Here is a 15828-nt window from a genome sequence, read left to right as displayed (position 1 = left end):
CTCACGACGCCGCCCGCATGTGCTTCATCGGAACGTCGAACTCGCGGTGGTCCTCACCGAGGGCGTAGCCCACCTCCCGGCCGTTCTCGACGACCACGGCCCGGAGCTCGCCCTCGCGCATCGACCGCGTGTCGACGACGCGACGGCCGAGGAGGATGTGGTCAACGTGGTTGAGGGACAGGAGTGTCCAGTCGGCGTCCATGCCCGGGGCTCCCTACCGTCGGCAGCGGATGGTGAGCCAAGAGTGGGCCCGAAGAAGTCTCATAGAAAGGACTTCGCTGGGACTTCTTGCGACGCAGAATGCGACCTCTGAGGGTCCATCTCGGTGAAGTCTCGCCTCAGTTGAGACTTCCTGAGACAGTGGCGGAAACGCACACCCCAGGAGGGCTGCATGGCACGCACCACCGGCAACCCCCGGCTCCGCGCGGCGCGCACCGCCGCCGGCTACCGCTCCCAACAGGAACTCGTCGAGGCCCTCGCGCGCGTAGGCGTCACCGTCGGCCTCAAGCAAATCCAGAGGTGGGAGTCCGACACCCCGCCCTGGCCCTACCCCGACGCCCGTCAGGCCCTGCAGCAGCTGCTCGGCATGGACATGGAGGCGCTCGGCTTCACCCCACCCACCGGCGTCGTGGAACCCGGGCCGCCGCCGGGCTACCTCGCCCCGCCCAACCGCAGCGCCGTGCGCACCTCCAGCACCATGCAGCCCCCGGCCACGGCCGCCGAGTACATGGCAGTCACCCGCTCACACCGGCGGCTGTACTGGAACGTCGCCCCCGCCACCCTGCACCCCGCCGTGACGGCCCACGCCGACCTCGGCGAGGCCCTACTCCCGGCCACCGCGGGGAACACCCGCCAGGCCCTGGCCGGTGCCCTCGCCGAGACCCATCTCCTCGCCGGACGGATAGAGTTCTTCGACCAGCAGGTCCACCCTCGGGCGCACGACACCTGGGTCCGCGCACTCCAGGCAGCCGGCGAGGCCGACGACCCGCTGATGGGGTCCGCGGTCCTCGCGCACATGGCGTTCGGGCCCGGTTGGGCCGGGGATCAGCCCGCTGCAGCGGAGCGGATGATCGCGGCCCGGACGTATGCCCGTCGCGCACCGGCCAGCCCCGAGTTCCTGGCGTGGCTCGACGCCGTCGAGGCCGAGTGCGAGACCCGCTGCGGCAATACCCGCACCGCGTTGAACCTCCTCGCCCACGGCGAGGACGTACTCACCGCCGGGGGACCGCACGCCAACCCCGAATGGATGGACTGGTTCACCCCCGTTCGCCTGCAGGCGTTCAAGGGCAACACCCAGTTGGCCGCCGGCCATCTTCCGCAGGCCCGCGAGACGCTGCTCCGCGTCCTCGAAGACCTCCCGGCCGACGCAGAGAAGCAGCGGACCGTCATCCTGGGCGACCTCGGCGCCGTCGAGGCGGCCGCCGGGAACCCGGAGGCTGCGGCCGAGTACGCCTCCCGCGCCCTCGGCGTGCTCGAGCGGCACTGGTACGCCACGGGGATGGAACGCATCCGCGATGTGCGGCGCGCCCTCACCCCGTGGCAGCACGAGCACTACGTGCGCGACCTCGACGACAGGCTGTACGGCTGGGGGCCGGTGGTCAGCGCACTCGCGAGTTGAACTCGACGATCCGGGCGGGCAGCTCTTCGAGGCTCTCGACCCGGAACGTCGGCAGCTTGAGTGCCTCGGGGGTGTTCCACTGGATCGTCGCCCACGGGCCCCGGCGGATCAGAGCCGTGTGCATGCCGGCTGCCGCCCCAGGGCGGAGGTCGTTGTCGACGCGGTCGCCGACGTAGAGGATCTCGTCGTTGCTGTACGGCACGACCGCGGCGACCCGCTCGAAGAAGGCGAGATCGGGCTTGCTGGCGCCCCAGTCGTCTGAGGTGCCGATCAGGTCGACGTCGCCGGTGAACAGCTCGCGCAGCAGCCCACCGGCACGCACCGTCTGGTTGCCCGCGATCCCCAGCCACAGGCCGGACGCCCGCAGGGCCGCCAGCGCGGGCCGGACGTCAGGGTAGAGGTCGTCCTCGCCGAACCACTCCGGCTGGCCAGCCTCGGCACGGGCCGCCCGCTGGGCGGTGAGGTCGAACCCGGGCTGGAACTCTTGGAAGGTCTCGCGGTAGTCGCGGCCCTGGGCGACGACCGCCCCGAACATCGCCGCGAACGTGTGCCGTGGAACGCCGAGCCAGTCCGCCCACGTGCCGTACTCCCGGGTCTCGTCGACCAGGCACTCACCGACATCGAAGACCACAGCGCGAATCGTCATGCGGTCACCCTATGGCGCCCGCGTACACGACCACGCTCCTCCCCGTTGATGGGCTGCGAGGGGGCGTGGCCGGCCCGGCGTCGTTCTACCGGGCGACGAGCGCGAGGGCGCCCGTCACGGCTCCACCGAGACCGGCAAGGACCCGATGGTCGGCAGGGGGCAACGAGCCCGCTCCAGCGCCCGGAGCCGGGTCTCGTGGTTGTCGACGTCCTTGCGCAGCTCCCCAGCGCTGCCGTGGATCCCGGCCGGCCCCTCCGCCCTCGCCCCGTTCCTTGCCCTTCAGCCCTTGCCCTGCACGGTGTGCTGCGTCAGCGCGCGGTCAACGGGTAGTGGTCCGACAGGTTGCTGTAGGTGTAGTCCTTGCCCCAGCTGGACACGGTCCAGGGCGCGCTCTGCTCCTTGACCACGTTGTTGTTCCAGCCCGCCGGGCGGACGTGGCCGGCCCGGTGCAGGACGTAGTCGAGGTCCTCGCGCGGGTCCGTCGGGTAGCGGTAGTTCGCGATCGAGTTGTCCTGCGTGTCGAAGGAGTACGGGTGCCCGGTGCGGCTGTCGGCGCCGACCAGGCCCGCGTCGGCCAGCATGGAGGCGTACTCGGGGGTGCGCGAGTCCACGTTCATGTCGCCGGCCACAAGCACCTCCTCGCCCGCCGGGATGTTCTTGGCGTCGAGGAAGGCGTCGATCGCCTTGAACTGGCGGCTGCGCATCTGAGCCGCCTCACCCGCGCCGCAGCCCGGGTCGGTGGACTGCGCGTGGGTGCCGACGACGTGGACCCTGGTGCCGTTGACGTTCAGGACGACGTACGCGAAGCCCTTGTTGGACCACCAGTCGGCGCCGCACGCGTCCTTGTAGACGTACTGCTCCTTGCGCACGATCGGCCACTTGCTGAGGATCGTGACGCCGCCGTCCTCGGGGGTGGTCGAGGAGTACGAGCCGCTGGTGGCGTCCCAGCCGGACTTGGAGCGGCCCACGACCGGGGTCTGGTACGGGTACTCGGCGGCCGCGTTGGACTTGAGCGCGTCGGAGGCGCCGTTGTCGAACGCCTCCTGCAGCACGACCACGTCCTGGCCCTTGAAGAACGACGTCTTCGGTATCTCCGCGGCGCGGTGGTCCTGGCCCCAGTTGGGGTAGAGGCTCTTGCTCATCAGGAACACGTTGTACGTCAGCACGCCGAGCCGCGGCGCCGCCGTGTCCGTCTCCGCGGCCGAGGCGGCGGGCGCGGTGGTGGCGGTGAGCGCGGCAGCGGCCAGGGCCGCGACGGCCGCGGCAGCGGCCTGCGTGCGGCGGTGCTTGAAGGGCGCCATGAAGTCTCCTGTTTCCCGAAGAATCCTGTGGGGTGGCAGTGCCCGGCCATCAAAGCAGCCGCAGTTACCTTCGGGTAACACCCATGCACCGGGAATCTTGACGGCCCGGGACGAGCAGGTGGGACCGCCCTCACGGCGGATACTGGGGGCATGGACACGAGTCGGACCGACCCCCCGCCGCCCCCGCCCGGCGGCGTGCTGTGGACCGTCGCGGGCGAGGTCCGCGCCCTGCTGATGCTGCCCGCCGCGTTCACGATGCAGGTCGCCCACCCGGCCGTGGCCGCCGGCGTGGACGCCCACTCGGTCTTCCGCACCGACCCCTGGGGGCGCGGCGAGCGCTCCCTGCGCTCCGTCCAGCTGTGGGTGTACGGGGGCGACGCCGCGGCCGAAGAGGGGCGCCGGGTGCGCCGGCTGCACCGCGACATCCAGGGCGTCGACGCCCACGGCCGCCGCTACCACGCCCTCGAGCCGGCGTACTACTCCTGGATCCACGCCACCGGCTTCCCGGTCTACACGTACGCGCTCGGCTACCTCTGGCGCCCCCTGACGAAGGCTCAGGAGCGGTGCCTGTACGCCGAATGGCTCCAGGTCGGCAGGGTGCTCGGCATCCACGACCGCGACATGCCGCAGACCGTCGAGGAGTTCTGGCCGCACTACCGCAAGGTGCTCGCGGAGGAGATCGAATCCACCGCGGTGGCCCGCGAGTTGGTCGCCACCGACGTCCCGCTGCCCGCCCCAACCGGCGGTCCGCTGCCGGTGCGGCTGCTGGTACGGGCCGCCTGGCCGCTCCTGCGCCGGCTCTTCCTGCGCTTCCGGGCCTTCGTCACCGTCGGCCTGATGCCGCCCGACGCGCGCGCGGCCATCGGGCTGGAGTGGACCGACGCCCAGGAGCGCAGGCTGCGCCGCTTCTGCCGGGTGGTGCGCGCCGTGGTGCCCGTCCTGCCCGAGCGGCTGCGCTACCTCCCGCTAGCCCGCGAGGCCCGGCAGCGCCACCGCGCCGCCGCCCGCTGAGGGGCGACGGCGCGGCGGGGGCCCGGCCGGTCAGCGCTCGTGGATCGTGTCCGTGGCTGCGATCTTCTTCCACGACTTCGGCTCGGTCCGGGGGCCGGCCGCGGCGCGGTCTGCGGCCGCCGAGGTCCGCGGACCCCTGGCGTTCACCGGCGCCGTGGCCTTGGTGCCCGGCCGGGTCTTCGCCGGCGGGGCGAAGGCCGGCTTGCCCGGGGTGAACAGCCAGTCGTCGAAGAGCGCCGCCAGCGGCTTGCCCGAGATCCGCTCCGCGTACTTCACGAAGTCGCCCACCTTGGCGTTGCCGTACGCGTGCTCCGCGGGCCAGCCCTTCAGGATCCGGAAGAACACCTCGTCGCCGACCGCGTTGCGCAGCGCCTGGATCGCGATCGCGCCCCGGTCGTACACGGCGCCGTGGAACTGGTTGTCCGGACCCGGGTCACCCGGCTTGACCTGCCAGAACGGGTCGTCCGCGGGGTGCTGGTCGTACGCCCACCGCGCCAGCTCCTGCGCGGTGCCCTCGCCCTCCTTCTCCGACCACAGGAACTGCGCGTAGCGGGCGAAGCCCTCGTTGACCCAGATGTCCTTCCAGTTGTTCACGGACACGCTGTCGCCGTACCACTGGTGGGCCAGTTCGTGGACCACGACGGAGACGTTGGCGCCGTTCGCGAACTGGCGCGGGCTGTAGAACGGCCGGGTCTGCGTCTCCAGCGCGAAGCCGCTGGTCACGTTCGGCACGTACCCGCCGATCGCGTTGAAGGGGTACGGGCCGAAGACCCCGGTCAGCCACTCGGCGACCTCGGTGGTGCGCTCGACGCTGGCGCGCGCGGCGCCCGCGTTGTCACCCAGGTCCGGGCTGTACGCGTTCAGGACGGGCAGGCCGTCGGAGGTCTTGTCCGTGGTGATGTCGAACTTGCCGATGGCGAGGGTGGCCAGGTAGCTCGCCTGCGGCTTGTTGGACCGCCAGTTGTAGCGGGTCCAGCCCACGCGCGAACTCTGCGACTGGAGCACGCCGTTGCTGATCGCCTGCAGGCCGTCCGGGACGCTGACCGACACGTCGAACGTGGCCTTGTCGAGCGGGTGGTCGTTGCTCGGGAACCACCAGACCGCGGAGTCCGGCTCCTGCGCGGCGACCGCGCCGTCCGGGGTGCGCACCCACGCGCTCCAGCCGTCCACCTTGAACTCCGAGGGCTTGCCCGCGTACTTGACGACGACGGTCACGGCCTTGCCCTTGGGCAGCGGAGCGGCAGGGGTGACCTCAAGCTCCGACGCGCCGGAGGTCGCGTAGGCGGCCTTGACGCCGTTGACGCGCACCTCGCTCACCTTGAGCCCGAAGTCGAGGTCGAAGCGGGACAGGTCCTGCGTCGTGGTCAGCAGGAGGGTGGCCGTGCCCTCCAGCAGGTCGGTCCTGGGCTGGTACTTCAGCCTCAAGTCGTAGTGCGACACGTCGTATCCGCCGTTGCCGCTGGCCGGGTAGTACGAGTCGCCGATGCCCGGGGCGCCGGGTACGTAGCTCGCGGCCGATGCCGGGATCGCCAGCAGGAGGGAGGCGGCGAGCACGCTCGGGACGAGGACTTTGCGGTGCACGAATGCTCCAAGGGGGTGGGATGGGCCGTGGGTTGTGGCCGTGGGGGCGGGGTGGGGCCATGTGTGGCGGGGTGGGGCCGGTCCGGACCGTCGTTGGTGATCGACTCTCCGACCGTATTCACGCGCCGCGCCCCACGTCATGTCCATGGCCCCTGCTGCAACACGATCGCCATTCGGCCGTCACGCCCCCGCCGTCGGAGCCCGGTGAGAGCGCCCCGCGGGGCCCGTACGGGCACACGACACCCCCTACGACCGCCACGATCAGGCCGCGGACCGCCGGGCGGGCCCTCCCGGCGGGGCTCCGCAGAACGACCGGAATGGGGTGGGTGCGGGACGGGGCGGGGCGGGGGTGGAGGGGAGTGGGGGATGAGCGAGGGCTGAGCGGCGGCGGGGGTGTGGCGCGGCCGGGACGGGGCGGTGGGCACCGGCCGCGGGGGGACACCGCCGGCACCCCGGCCGACGGCCGATAGAATCGGCCCCCTCATGACTGCAACCCTCGTCGCCAAGGACCTCGCCGCCGGCCACGGCGAGCGCTCGCTCTTCTCCGGCCTCGACCTCGTCGTCGCACCCGGGGACGTCATCGGCCTCGTCGGCGTCAACGGCGCCGGCAAGTCCACGCTGCTCCGCCTCCTGGCGGGCCTCGACACCCCCGAGAACGGCCAGGTGCGGCTCTCCCCGCCCACCGCCAACGTCGGCCACCTCCCCCAGGAGCCCGAGCGCCGCCCCGGCGAGAGCGTCCGCGCCTTCCTGGCCCGCCGCACCGGCGTGGCCGCCGCGCAGGCCGACCTCGACGCCGCCACCGCCGCCCTCGTCGAGGGCGCCCCGGGCGCCGACGACGCGTACGCCGTGGCCCTCGACCGCTGGCTCGACCTCGGTGGCGCCGACCTCGACGAGCGCGCCGAGGAGGTGGCCGACTCGCTCGGCCTCGCCGTCGGCCTCGACCTGCCGATGACCGCGCTCTCCGGCGGTCAGGCCGCCCGCGCCGGCCTCGCCTCCCTCCTCCTGTCCCGCTACGACGTCTTCCTGCTCGACGAGCCGACCAACGACCTCGACCTCGACGGCCTGGAGCGACTGGAGGCCTTCGTCACGGGCCTGCGCGCCGGCACCGTCGTGATCAGCCACGACCGCGAGTTCCTGGCCCGCACCGTGACCGGCGTGCTCGAGCTCGACCTCGCGCAGCAGCAGGTCAACCTCTACGGCGGCGGGTACGAGGCGTACCTGGAGGAGCGCGCCACCGTCCGCCGGCACGCCCGCGAGGACTACGAGGAGTACGCCGACAAGCGCTCCGCGCTCGAGGACCGCGCCCAGATGCAGCGCAACTGGATGGACAAGGGCGTCCGCAACGCCCGCCGCAAGTCGAGCGACAACGACAAGATCGGCCGCAAGCTCCGCTCCGAGTCCAGCGAGAAGCAGGCAGCCAAGGCCCGCCAGACCCAGCGCGCGATCGAACGGCTGGACGTCGTGGAGGAGCCGCGCAAGGAGTGGGAGCTGCGGATGGAGATCGCCGCCGCCCCGCGCTCCGGCTCCGTGGTGGCCGTCCTGCGCGACGCCGAGGTCCGGCGGGGCGACTTCCGCTTCGGACCCGCCACCCTCCAGATCGACTGGGCCGACCGGGTCGCGATCACCGGCGCCAACGGCGCCGGCAAGTCCACCCTGCTCGCGGCCCTCCTCGGGCGCCTCCCGCTGGACTCCGGTGACGCCACCCTGGGCTCCGGCGTGCTGGTGGGCGAGGTGGACCAGGCGCGCGGGCTGTTCCTGGGCGACGAGAGCCTGCTGGACGCCTTCTGCGCCGCCGTCCCCGACATGGAGCCGGCGGACGTGCGCACGCTGCTGGCCAAGTTCGGCCTCAAGGCCGCCCACGTGCTCCGCCCGGCCGCCACCCTCTCGCCCGGGGAGCGCACCCGGGCCGCCCTCGCCCTGCTCCAGGGCCGCGGGGTGAACCTCCTCGTCCTCGACGAGCCGACGAACCACCTCGACCTGCCGGCGATCGAACAGCTGGAGTCCGCGCTGGCGGCCTACGAGGGCACGCTCCTCCTCGTCACCCACGACCGCCGCATGCTGGACGCCGTCCACACGACCCGCCGCCTGGAGGTGGCGGAGGGCAAGGTCACGGAACTCTGACGAGCGCCGGGTGCCGGGCGTCGGTGCCGGTTGACGAGCGCCGCGTCCTGGCCCCCGACGCAGGGATCTGGCCCCCGACGCCGGGCCCAGGACGCCGTGGGCACGTACCTCCGCCCACCCCACGAAGCGAGAGCGTCCCGTGGTGTGTGGGGGAGGCGCTTGACAGGGGTGGCAGGCTGGACCGGAGGTAGGCCCGGGCCTGGGGTGGCCGCAGGCCAGGGCCGAAGGCCCCGAAGCCCCAGGGGTGGGCCTGCCGCAGGGCCTGCAGGCCGCCCCTGTCAAGCGCCGAGGGGACCCACACACCACGGGACCCACCGAGCGTCCCCCGGCCCCCTCCCCGGCCCCGTTCCCCGGACTCCGCTGCTGCCTCCGGCCGCACCGCCTCGCGGGATCGGAGGCCTCACACCCCGCCCGGAGCCCGCCGCGTCCGCGCCATGCGCCGCGCCACCACCCCCCGCGGCAGGTGCCGCACCGCCTGCGCGTACACCCGGTACCGCCACCCCGTCACGCTCACCGGCCGCCCCAGCGCCAGGTCCCGCAGCGCCCGCGTGACCACCGCCTCGGGCTCCAGCCACAGCGCGTCCCGCAGCGCGCTGACGTCCATCCCGGCCCGCTCCTGGAACTCCGTGCGCGTGAACCCCGGCACCACCGCCAGCACCCGCACCCCGTACGGCGCCAGGTCGACCCGCAGCGACTCGCTGAAGGCCGTGAGCCAGGCCTTCGCGGCGCCGTACGTGCCGGTCGGCAGCAGCCCCGCCACCGACGAGACGTTGAGCACCGCGCCCCGCCGGCGCTCCCGCATCCCCGGCACCGCCGCGTGCGTGAGCCGCAGCGGCACCCGGACGAGCAGCTCCAGCATCCGCTCCTCGTCCTCGACCGGGCTGTACGGGAACGGCGCCGGCAGCCCGAAGCCGGCGTTGTTGACGAGCATGTCCACCGGCCGGGCCGGATCCGCGAGCCGCGCCGCCACGGCGTCGCACTGCGCCGGGTCGAGCAGGTCCGCGGGCAGGACCTCCACCGCCACCCCGCGCACGGCGCGCAGCCGTTCGGCGACGGCCTCCAGGCGGTCCTTGTCGCGGGCGACGAGGATGAGGTCGCAGCCCTTGGCGGCGAAGCCGCGCGCGAAGGCGGCACCGAGCCCGGAGCTGGCACCGGTGATGAGGACAGTGGTCACGGGCGGTTCACTTTCGGCTTGCCTGCGGATCGAACGAGCGGGTCACCGGGGCGGCGTGCGCCGCGGCCACCTCTATGAGGAAACGTTTCTCGGCGTCCAGGTCACGGCCACCGGGGGCGCTCTCCCGACCCGTGCCGAGCCCGCCGATCGAGGCGGCGGTGAAGGTCCCCGGCCGCGGCTCCATCCCCGCCGCCTTGGCCCGCGCGGCCTCCGTGATGACGCAGGCCAGCTCGCCGGCCTCCGGCTGCGGGTACGCGCCCGGGTCCGCCAGCGCGACGTACGCGCGGGCCAGCTCCGGGACGCCCGGGGCCACGTACTCGCCCAGCACCAGGATGGCGTCCCGCGTCTCGATCACGCGGCGGTAGACGAGCAGTCGGCGGGTCATCGGGGGCCACAGGAGTTCGACCAGCCGGGTCGCGCGCGGCTTGTGCAGCGCCACGTGCGGCACCGCGTCGACGAGCTCGCGCCACAGCGGCCAGAGCAGCCAGGCGGTCCGTACGTCGCCCACCGTGCGGCGCGCGGTGTAGAGCGTCGGCACGAGGATGGCGGCGGCCCGCAGCAGACCGTGCGTGTTCATCAGCAGTGCCATGTACGGCATTTGGGCGGTGACGCCGAAGACGGCCTTCAGCAGGTAGCAGAACCAGAAGACCCCGGCCAGCGCGGTTCCCAGCCCGAACAGCCGCAGTCCGGCGCTCAGTCCGGGGCTGACGGCGCGCCGGCCGTAGCGCCAACATACGTACACGCAGGCGGTGTTGGCGGCCAGGTGCGCCGACATCAGGGTCAGCCAGTACGCGAGGGACGGCAGCGGGCTGCCGCCGGGCGGCATCGCGTGCACCGAGTGCGGCGGGGCGAGCAGGTCCAGCGCCACCAGGGTCCCCAGCCACGCCACGGTCATGACGGACGAGGCGACCTGGAGGCCGCGGCCGCGGGTGGTCGTGGTGGCGACGAAGTACAGCACCGCGCCCGCGGACAGCACGCCCGTCAGGTTGCGGGTCAGGCCCACGGCGTGCGTCCAGTCGGGGAACTTCGCCGCGTACGCGAGGAGATCGGGCAGGTTGAGGGTCATCGCGGCCGCCGCCGTGGCCACGGCCAGCAGCAGCCCGCGCTGCTGGGGCTGCCGTACCGCCGACGGGGCGCGCAACAGGACCGCGAGCCAGAGCACGACCACGCTGGGAACGGCCAGCCAGTCGCCGAGCGCGGCGGCGTCCGCCGCGATCCCGGTCGGCGGGGCGGGGGCGGCGGCCGCCCACACGACGTCCGCGGCCGCCGGTGCCGCGGCCAGTACGGTGTCGCCGGCCCTCACCAGGTCGCACACCGAGGCGATGTCACACACCATGGGGCACCCGCACACCGAGGGCCGACTCGAGCTTCTCCAGGGTCCCTTCGGGCGCCCGGCCCGGCACCAGGCCCGCCTCGATGCGGATCAGACTGGCCAGCATCTCGGCTTCCTGCTCCTGCCGGGTGGTGTAGTTGGTCCGGCCGAGGATCACGGGCGTGTCGCCGGAGCCGGAGTCCTGGCCCTCGAGGGAGTTGTGGTCGAAGAGGATGTGCCCCAACTCGTGCAGCACGATGTGTTCCTGGTGGAGGCGGGAGGTCTGGGCCTCGTAGAACACGTAGTCCACGGTGGCCGTGCCGACCCAGAGGCCGCACACTCCCGACTCGGCCGCCTCCTTGGGCAGCGGGTGGAGCCGGATGGGCCGTCCGCGCCGCGCGGCCACGCGCTCGCACAGTCCGTCGATGGAAAACGGATGCGACAGATCCAGTTGGCTGAGAATCGCTTCGCAGCGTTTGCGCAGCTTGTTTTGCCCGTATGGCATGTGTTCCCTCTTCGAACCCTTCCGCGGGCACCGTCTATAGGCATGGGGGGAAAGTGTCATGACGTCCTGAGCCTTCGAGGTGGCCTCTGGGGGTGCGGTCCTCAGGGGTGGTCCGGGTGGCCGTCGCGGGGGGTCACGGACGGCCTCCCCGCATGCCTACAGATCTTGAGCCTCCCTTGGCAAGACGCGGGGTCCCCTTCCAGCCACCCCACCAGCACCCCTTTCCCGCCGCCCCCGCCCGGCCGCCGGCCTCGCCCCCAGCCTCGTCGGGGCTGGCACGCCGGCTTCGTCGGGGCTCGCACCCCGGCCTTGTCGGGGCTCGCCCCCCAGCCTCGTCGGGGGCTGGCACGCCGGCTTCGTCGGGGCTGGTACCCCCGGCCTTGTCGGGGCTCGCACCGCAGCCTCGTCGGGGCTCGTAACCCCCAGCCCCGCCGGCGTTTGAGGCGCGGGGTCTGGGGCGGAGCCCCAGGAGGGCGGCGCGCAGCGCCTGCCCCGGGTCCGGGGCGGAGCCTCGGGGAAGCGGCGTCCGTGGTCGCAAGCCACGGTTGCGGGAAGGGGCGGGGAGGGGCGATCGCCCCGCAGGGCCCACCGGCCCGAGGACGGGACGGGGCGGGCGGCCCCGGGCGGCGGGGCGGACCCGAGGGCGGACGGGCCCGGGCGTGCAGGACCCGCGGAGACCGGCCGGGTGCGTGGGACCGGCGCCGGACGTGCCCCGCGCGCGTCAGGCCGTGCGACGGGGCCCGCGCGCGTCAGGCCACGGGCCGCGGCCCCGGTGCGTCACCCGCGGAGGCCGGACCCGGGGAGGAGTGGGCCCGGGGAGGAGTGGGCCCGGGCGCCGGACCGGACCGGGGCGACCCGGGTGGAGGCGGGCGGCCCCGGGATGCGCGGCGACGCGCACCCGGGACCGCGGCGCGACGTCAGTCGCGGGTCAGACCGGCCCGGCGAAGGGCGTCGGCCATCGCACTGTTCGAGGGAGCAGGGGCCCCGGCACCACGCCGGTCGCGCTGCCCCCCGCGCGAGCCACCGCCGCCCTGGCCGCGCCCCGCGCCCCCCGCACCGCCGCCGCCGTCACGGCGAGGCTCTCGGCGCGCGTCCCGGCGGTCGTCACCGCCACCGTCGCGGCGCCCGTCACCTCGTCCGTCACCCCGCCCGTCACCTCGGCCACCGCCCCGCTGCCGGGGCGGCCGCGAGGCGTCGTCGCCGCCGGCGGCCGACGCCTCGTCGTCCAGCCGCAGGGTGAGGGAGATCCGCTTGCGCGGGATGTCCACCTCGAGCACCTTCACCCGCACGATGTCACCCGGCTTCACCACGTCCCGCGGGTCCTTGACGAACGTCTTCGACATGGCCGAGACGTGGACCAGCCCGTCCTGGTGCACACCGACGTCGACGAAGGCACCGAAGGCCGCGACGTTGGTCACGACACCCTCCAGGACCATCCCCGGCTCCAGGTCGCCGATCTTCTCCACGCCCTCCTTGAAGGTGGCCGTCTTGAAGGCCGGCCGCGGGTCGCGCCCCGGCTTCTCCAGCTCGCGCAGGATGTCCGTCACGGTCGGCAGACCGAAGGAGTCCGTCACGAACTCCTCGGGCCGCAGCGAGCGCAGCACCGGCGTGTTGCCGACCAGGGCCGCGACGTCGCCGCCCGACTTCTTGCCCATCGCCCGCACCACCGGGTACGCCTCGGGGTGCACGCTGGAGGCGTCCAGCGGGTCCTCGCCGTCGCGGATCCGCAGGAAGCCCGCGCACTGCTCGTACGCCTTAGGGCCGAGCCTCGACACGTCCTTCAGCGACCGGCGGCTGCGGAACGGGCCGTTGGCGTCGCGGTGCGCCACGATGTTCTCGGCGAGGCCGGCGCTGATGCCGGAGACGCGCGAAAGCAGCGGTGCGGAGGCGGTGTTGACGTCGACGCCGACGCCGTTCACGCAGTCCTCGACCACCGCGTCCAGCGAGCGCGACAGCTTCACCTCGGACAGGTCGTGCTGGTACTGGCCGACGCCGATCGACTTCGGGTCGATCTTGACGAGCTCGGCCAGCGGGTCCTGCAGGCGCCGTGCGATCGAGACCGCGCCGCGCAACGACACGTCCATGCCGGGCAGTTCCTGGGAGGCGAAGGCCGAGGCCGAGTACACGGAGGCGCCCGCCTCCGAGACCATCACCTTGGTCAGCTTCAACTCGGGGTGCTTCGCGCACAGTTCGGCGGCCAGCTTGTCGGTCTCGCGGGAGGCCGTGCCGTTGCCGATCGCGACCAGGTCGACCGCGTGCTCCCCGGCGAGCCGCGCCAGCTTGGCCAGCGCTTCGTCCCAGCGGTTCGCCGGCACGTGCGGGTAGACCGTGTCCGTGGCCACCACCTTGCCGGTCGCGTCGACCACGGCCACCTTCACGCCCGTGCGGTAGCCGGGGTCCAGGCCCAGCGTGGCGCGGGTACCGGCGGGCGCGGCCAGGAGGAGGTCGCGCAGGTTCGCCGCGAAGACCTTCACGGCCTCGTCCTCCGCCGCCTGCCGCAGCCGCATCCGCAGGTCGATGCCCAGGTGCACGAGGATCTTGGTGCGCCAGGCCCAGCGGACCGTGTCCGTCAGCCACTTGTCACCCGGCCGGCCCCGGTCGGCGATCCCGAAGCGGTGCGCGACCACGCCCTCGTACGAGGACGGACCCGGCACCTCGCTCGGCTCCTCCGGCTCCAGGGTGAGGTCGAGCACGTCCTCCTTCTCACCGCGCAGCATGGCGAGCACGCGGTGCGAGGGCAGGGCCGTGAACGGCTCGGCGAAGTCGAAGTAGTCGGCGAACTTCGCGCCCGCCTCCTCCTTGCCGTCGCGCACCCGCGCGGACAGCCGCCCCCGGGTCCACATGCGCTCGCGCAGCTCGCCGATCAGGTCGGCGTCCTCGGCGAACCGCTCGGTGAGGATCGCCCGGGCGCCCTCCAGCGCGGCCGCCGCGTCCGCGACGCCCTTGTCCGCGGACACGAACGCGGCCGCAGCGGCGGCCGGTTCGACCGACGGGTCGGCCAGCAGGCTCTCCGCCAGCGGCTCCAGGCCGGCCTCGCGCGCGATCTGCGCCTTGGTGCGCCGCTTGGGCTTGAAGGGCAGGTAGATGTCCTCCAGCCGCGCCTTGGTGTCGGCGGCGAGGATCCGCGCCTCCAGCTCGGCGTCCAGCTTCCCCTGCTCCCGTACGGAGTCCAGGATCGCGGTACGCCGCTCCTCCAGCTCGCGCAGGTACCGCAGGCGCTCCTCCAGGGTGCGCAGCTGCGTGTCGTCGAGCATCTCGGTCGCTTCCTTGCGGTAGCGCGCGATGAACGGGACCGTCGAGCCCCCGTCCAGCAGCTCGACGGCCGCCTTGACCTGCCGCTCCTTGACGCCGAGCTCCTCGGCGATCCTGCCTTCGATGGACTGGCCGGACTGCTGGCCGGGCCGGCTCGCTGCCGTCACGTTTCCCTACCGCCTTCTCGCTCTGCTCGCTGAGCTTGGTAAGGAGCATTGTGGCAGGTGACGCCGGGGGGACGCGGAACCCCGGCTCGACGCGCGGTCCGGGACGCGGTCCGGTATGGGGTCCGGTACGCGGTTCGGGACGTGGTCGGATGCCGGGACCCCGCCCTTCCGCGGCCCGGGCCGCGCGGCCCGGCACCGTCCGCGGAAGGGCGGGGTCCCGGCCCGGCTCAGGACTTGCCGAGCAGGTCCTTCGGGAAGGCGCCCGCGGCGAACATGGTCATGACGAAGCCCTGGCCGAGTTCCGTCAGCCGCACGACGCCGGCCTCGCCGAGGTGGGCGTACGGGGCCAGGTCGAGGCGGTCGGTGATCTCCTCCAGCTCCGCGCGCATCCGGACGCCGTCCTCCGTCAACTCGCCCCCGGCGTCGAGAAGTCCGCGCCCGCGCAGCCGTTCCGCGGCGGCGTCGAGGTCGGCCTCGGACCAGCCGCGCGTGAGGAGCAGCCAGCGCGTGCTCATGCCCTTGCCGGTCGCGCGGTGGCTGACCAGGGCCTCCACGGGGTCGAGCCCCAGGGTGAGGAGGGCGGCGAGGTGGCCGTCGCCGCGGTACTCGCGCAGCAGGGTGGTGGCGTGCCAGTACGCGAGGTGCGGCTCGTGCGGGACCGGGAGGTCGGCGTTGGCGGCGTACAGGGCCCGGGAGTGCGGGCGGCAGGCCTCGGTCGCGCGCAGCGCCAGCTCGGCGGCCTCGGCGAGCTCCGCCGAGGCGATGACCTCCGGGCCCAGCAGCCGGCGCAGCAGCGCGTCGGCCGCGCGCAGCCGGGCGGCCAGCACGTCCTCGGGGGAGGCCACGGACCAGGCGGCGGGCAGGTGCCGGGCGATCATCTCGTGGCTGAAGCTGTAGAACGCCGCAGCCACGGCGCCCGGTCCGACCGCGCCCAGCGGCGCGGCCCGGCCGACGAGGTACGCGGCGTTGCGGTCCTCGAACCCGAGGGAGGCCAGCTCCTCGGCGAGCTCGGGGGAGAAGTAGAGCGTCGAGTGGAAGGGGTTGATCGCGGCGTGGTGACAGCGCCGCGCAGCGCCCGTGGACGTCGTCGTCATGAGGGAGAGGTTACCGACTGGTCGGTACGGCGGTAAGGGGGGGCGG

The 15828-nt window shown here is 73.5% G+C and carries 12 protein-coding genes; 3 read left to right on the top strand and 9 right to left on the bottom strand.

From position 1 onward, the window contains the following. Position 1: 1 nt before the first annotated feature. Entirely contained in the window at positions 2-202 is a 201-nt protein-coding gene (locus ACIQCH_RS21785; RefSeq protein ID WP_402583195.1) for a hypothetical protein, read from the bottom strand. A 189-nt stretch (positions 203-391) separates the two neighbouring features. On the opposite strand from ACIQCH_RS21785, the gene ACIQCH_RS21780 reads away from it, so the two are divergent. Beyond that, positions 392-1618 (top strand): transcriptional regulator, encoded by a 1227-nt coding sequence (locus tag ACIQCH_RS21780; protein ID WP_402583193.1) that lies wholly within the window; start codon positions 392-394, stop codon positions 1616-1618. On the opposite strand, the gene ACIQCH_RS21775 is transcribed toward ACIQCH_RS21780, so the two are convergent. Further along, the gene (locus tag ACIQCH_RS21775; RefSeq protein ID WP_402583191.1) at positions 1599-2264 is read right to left on the bottom strand and encodes an HAD family hydrolase; all 666 of its coding nucleotides are present in this window, start codon (positions 2262-2264) and stop codon (positions 1599-1601) included. The genes ACIQCH_RS21780 and ACIQCH_RS21775 overlap by 20 nt on opposite strands. A gap of 308 nt (positions 2265-2572) precedes the next feature. Continuing rightward, positions 2573-3565, bottom strand: a complete 993-nt coding sequence (gene sph, locus ACIQCH_RS21770) for a sphingomyelin phosphodiesterase (RefSeq protein ID WP_402583189.1) — start codon at positions 3563-3565, stop codon at positions 2573-2575. A 150-nt stretch (positions 3566-3715) separates the two neighbouring features. Between sph and ACIQCH_RS21765 the strand changes: the two genes are divergently transcribed. Beyond that, on the top strand, positions 3716-4576 hold the full coding sequence (locus tag ACIQCH_RS21765; RefSeq protein ID WP_402583187.1) for an oxygenase MpaB family protein: 861 nt from the start codon (positions 3716-3718) through the stop codon (positions 4574-4576). Positions 4577-4606: 30 nt separating this feature from the next. Here the strand turns inward: ACIQCH_RS21765 and ACIQCH_RS21760 are convergent, their stop codons facing one another. Beyond that, positions 4607-6157 carry a M1 family metallopeptidase gene (locus ACIQCH_RS21760; RefSeq protein WP_402583185.1) on the bottom strand — a complete coding sequence of 517 codons (1551 nt, stop codon included), beginning with the start codon at positions 6155-6157 and terminating at the stop codon, positions 4607-4609. Between the two features lie 483 nt (positions 6158-6640). Here ACIQCH_RS21760 and ACIQCH_RS21755 point away from each other — a divergent pair, with 483 nt between their 5' ends. Next, positions 6641-8278, top strand: coding sequence for an ABC-F family ATP-binding cassette domain-containing protein (locus ACIQCH_RS21755; RefSeq protein ID WP_402583183.1), 1638 nt, complete (start codon positions 6641-6643; stop codon positions 8276-8278). A gap of 400 nt (positions 8279-8678) precedes the next feature. Here the strand turns inward: ACIQCH_RS21755 and ACIQCH_RS21750 are convergent, their stop codons facing one another. From ACIQCH_RS21750 to ACIQCH_RS21730, 5 genes are all read right to left on the bottom strand, one after another. Next, positions 8679-9452 (bottom strand): SDR family NAD(P)-dependent oxidoreductase, encoded by a 774-nt coding sequence (locus ACIQCH_RS21750; RefSeq protein ID WP_402583181.1) that lies wholly within the window; start codon positions 9450-9452, stop codon positions 8679-8681. 7 nt (positions 9453-9459) lie between these two features. Then, positions 9460-10788 (bottom strand): MAB_1171c family putative transporter, encoded by a 1329-nt coding sequence (locus ACIQCH_RS21745; RefSeq protein ID WP_402583179.1) that lies wholly within the window; start codon positions 10786-10788, stop codon positions 9460-9462. Next, positions 10778-11170, bottom strand: a complete 393-nt coding sequence (locus ACIQCH_RS21740; RefSeq protein ID WP_402583177.1) for a hypothetical protein — start codon at positions 11168-11170, stop codon at positions 10778-10780. Before ACIQCH_RS21740 ends, ACIQCH_RS21745 begins: the two co-directional genes overlap by 11 nt. A 1016-nt stretch (positions 11171-12186) precedes the next feature. Next, positions 12187-14688, bottom strand: coding sequence for a Tex family protein (locus tag ACIQCH_RS21735; protein ID WP_402583175.1), 2502 nt, complete (start codon positions 14686-14688; stop codon positions 12187-12189). A gap of 227 nt (positions 14689-14915) precedes the next feature. After that, positions 14916-15782, bottom strand: a complete 867-nt coding sequence (locus ACIQCH_RS21730) for a hypothetical protein (RefSeq protein WP_402583173.1) — start codon at positions 15780-15782, stop codon at positions 14916-14918. Positions 15783-15828 lie beyond the last annotated feature (46 nt).

Origin of the sequence: Streptomyces sp. NPDC093225 (assembly GCF_044753805.1) — a bacterium.
Lineage (GTDB): Bacteria > Actinomycetota > Actinomycetes > Streptomycetales > Streptomycetaceae > Streptomyces.
The sequence above is the reverse complement of the archived record's forward strand: the minus strand, read 5'-3'. Positions and strand labels throughout refer to the sequence as shown.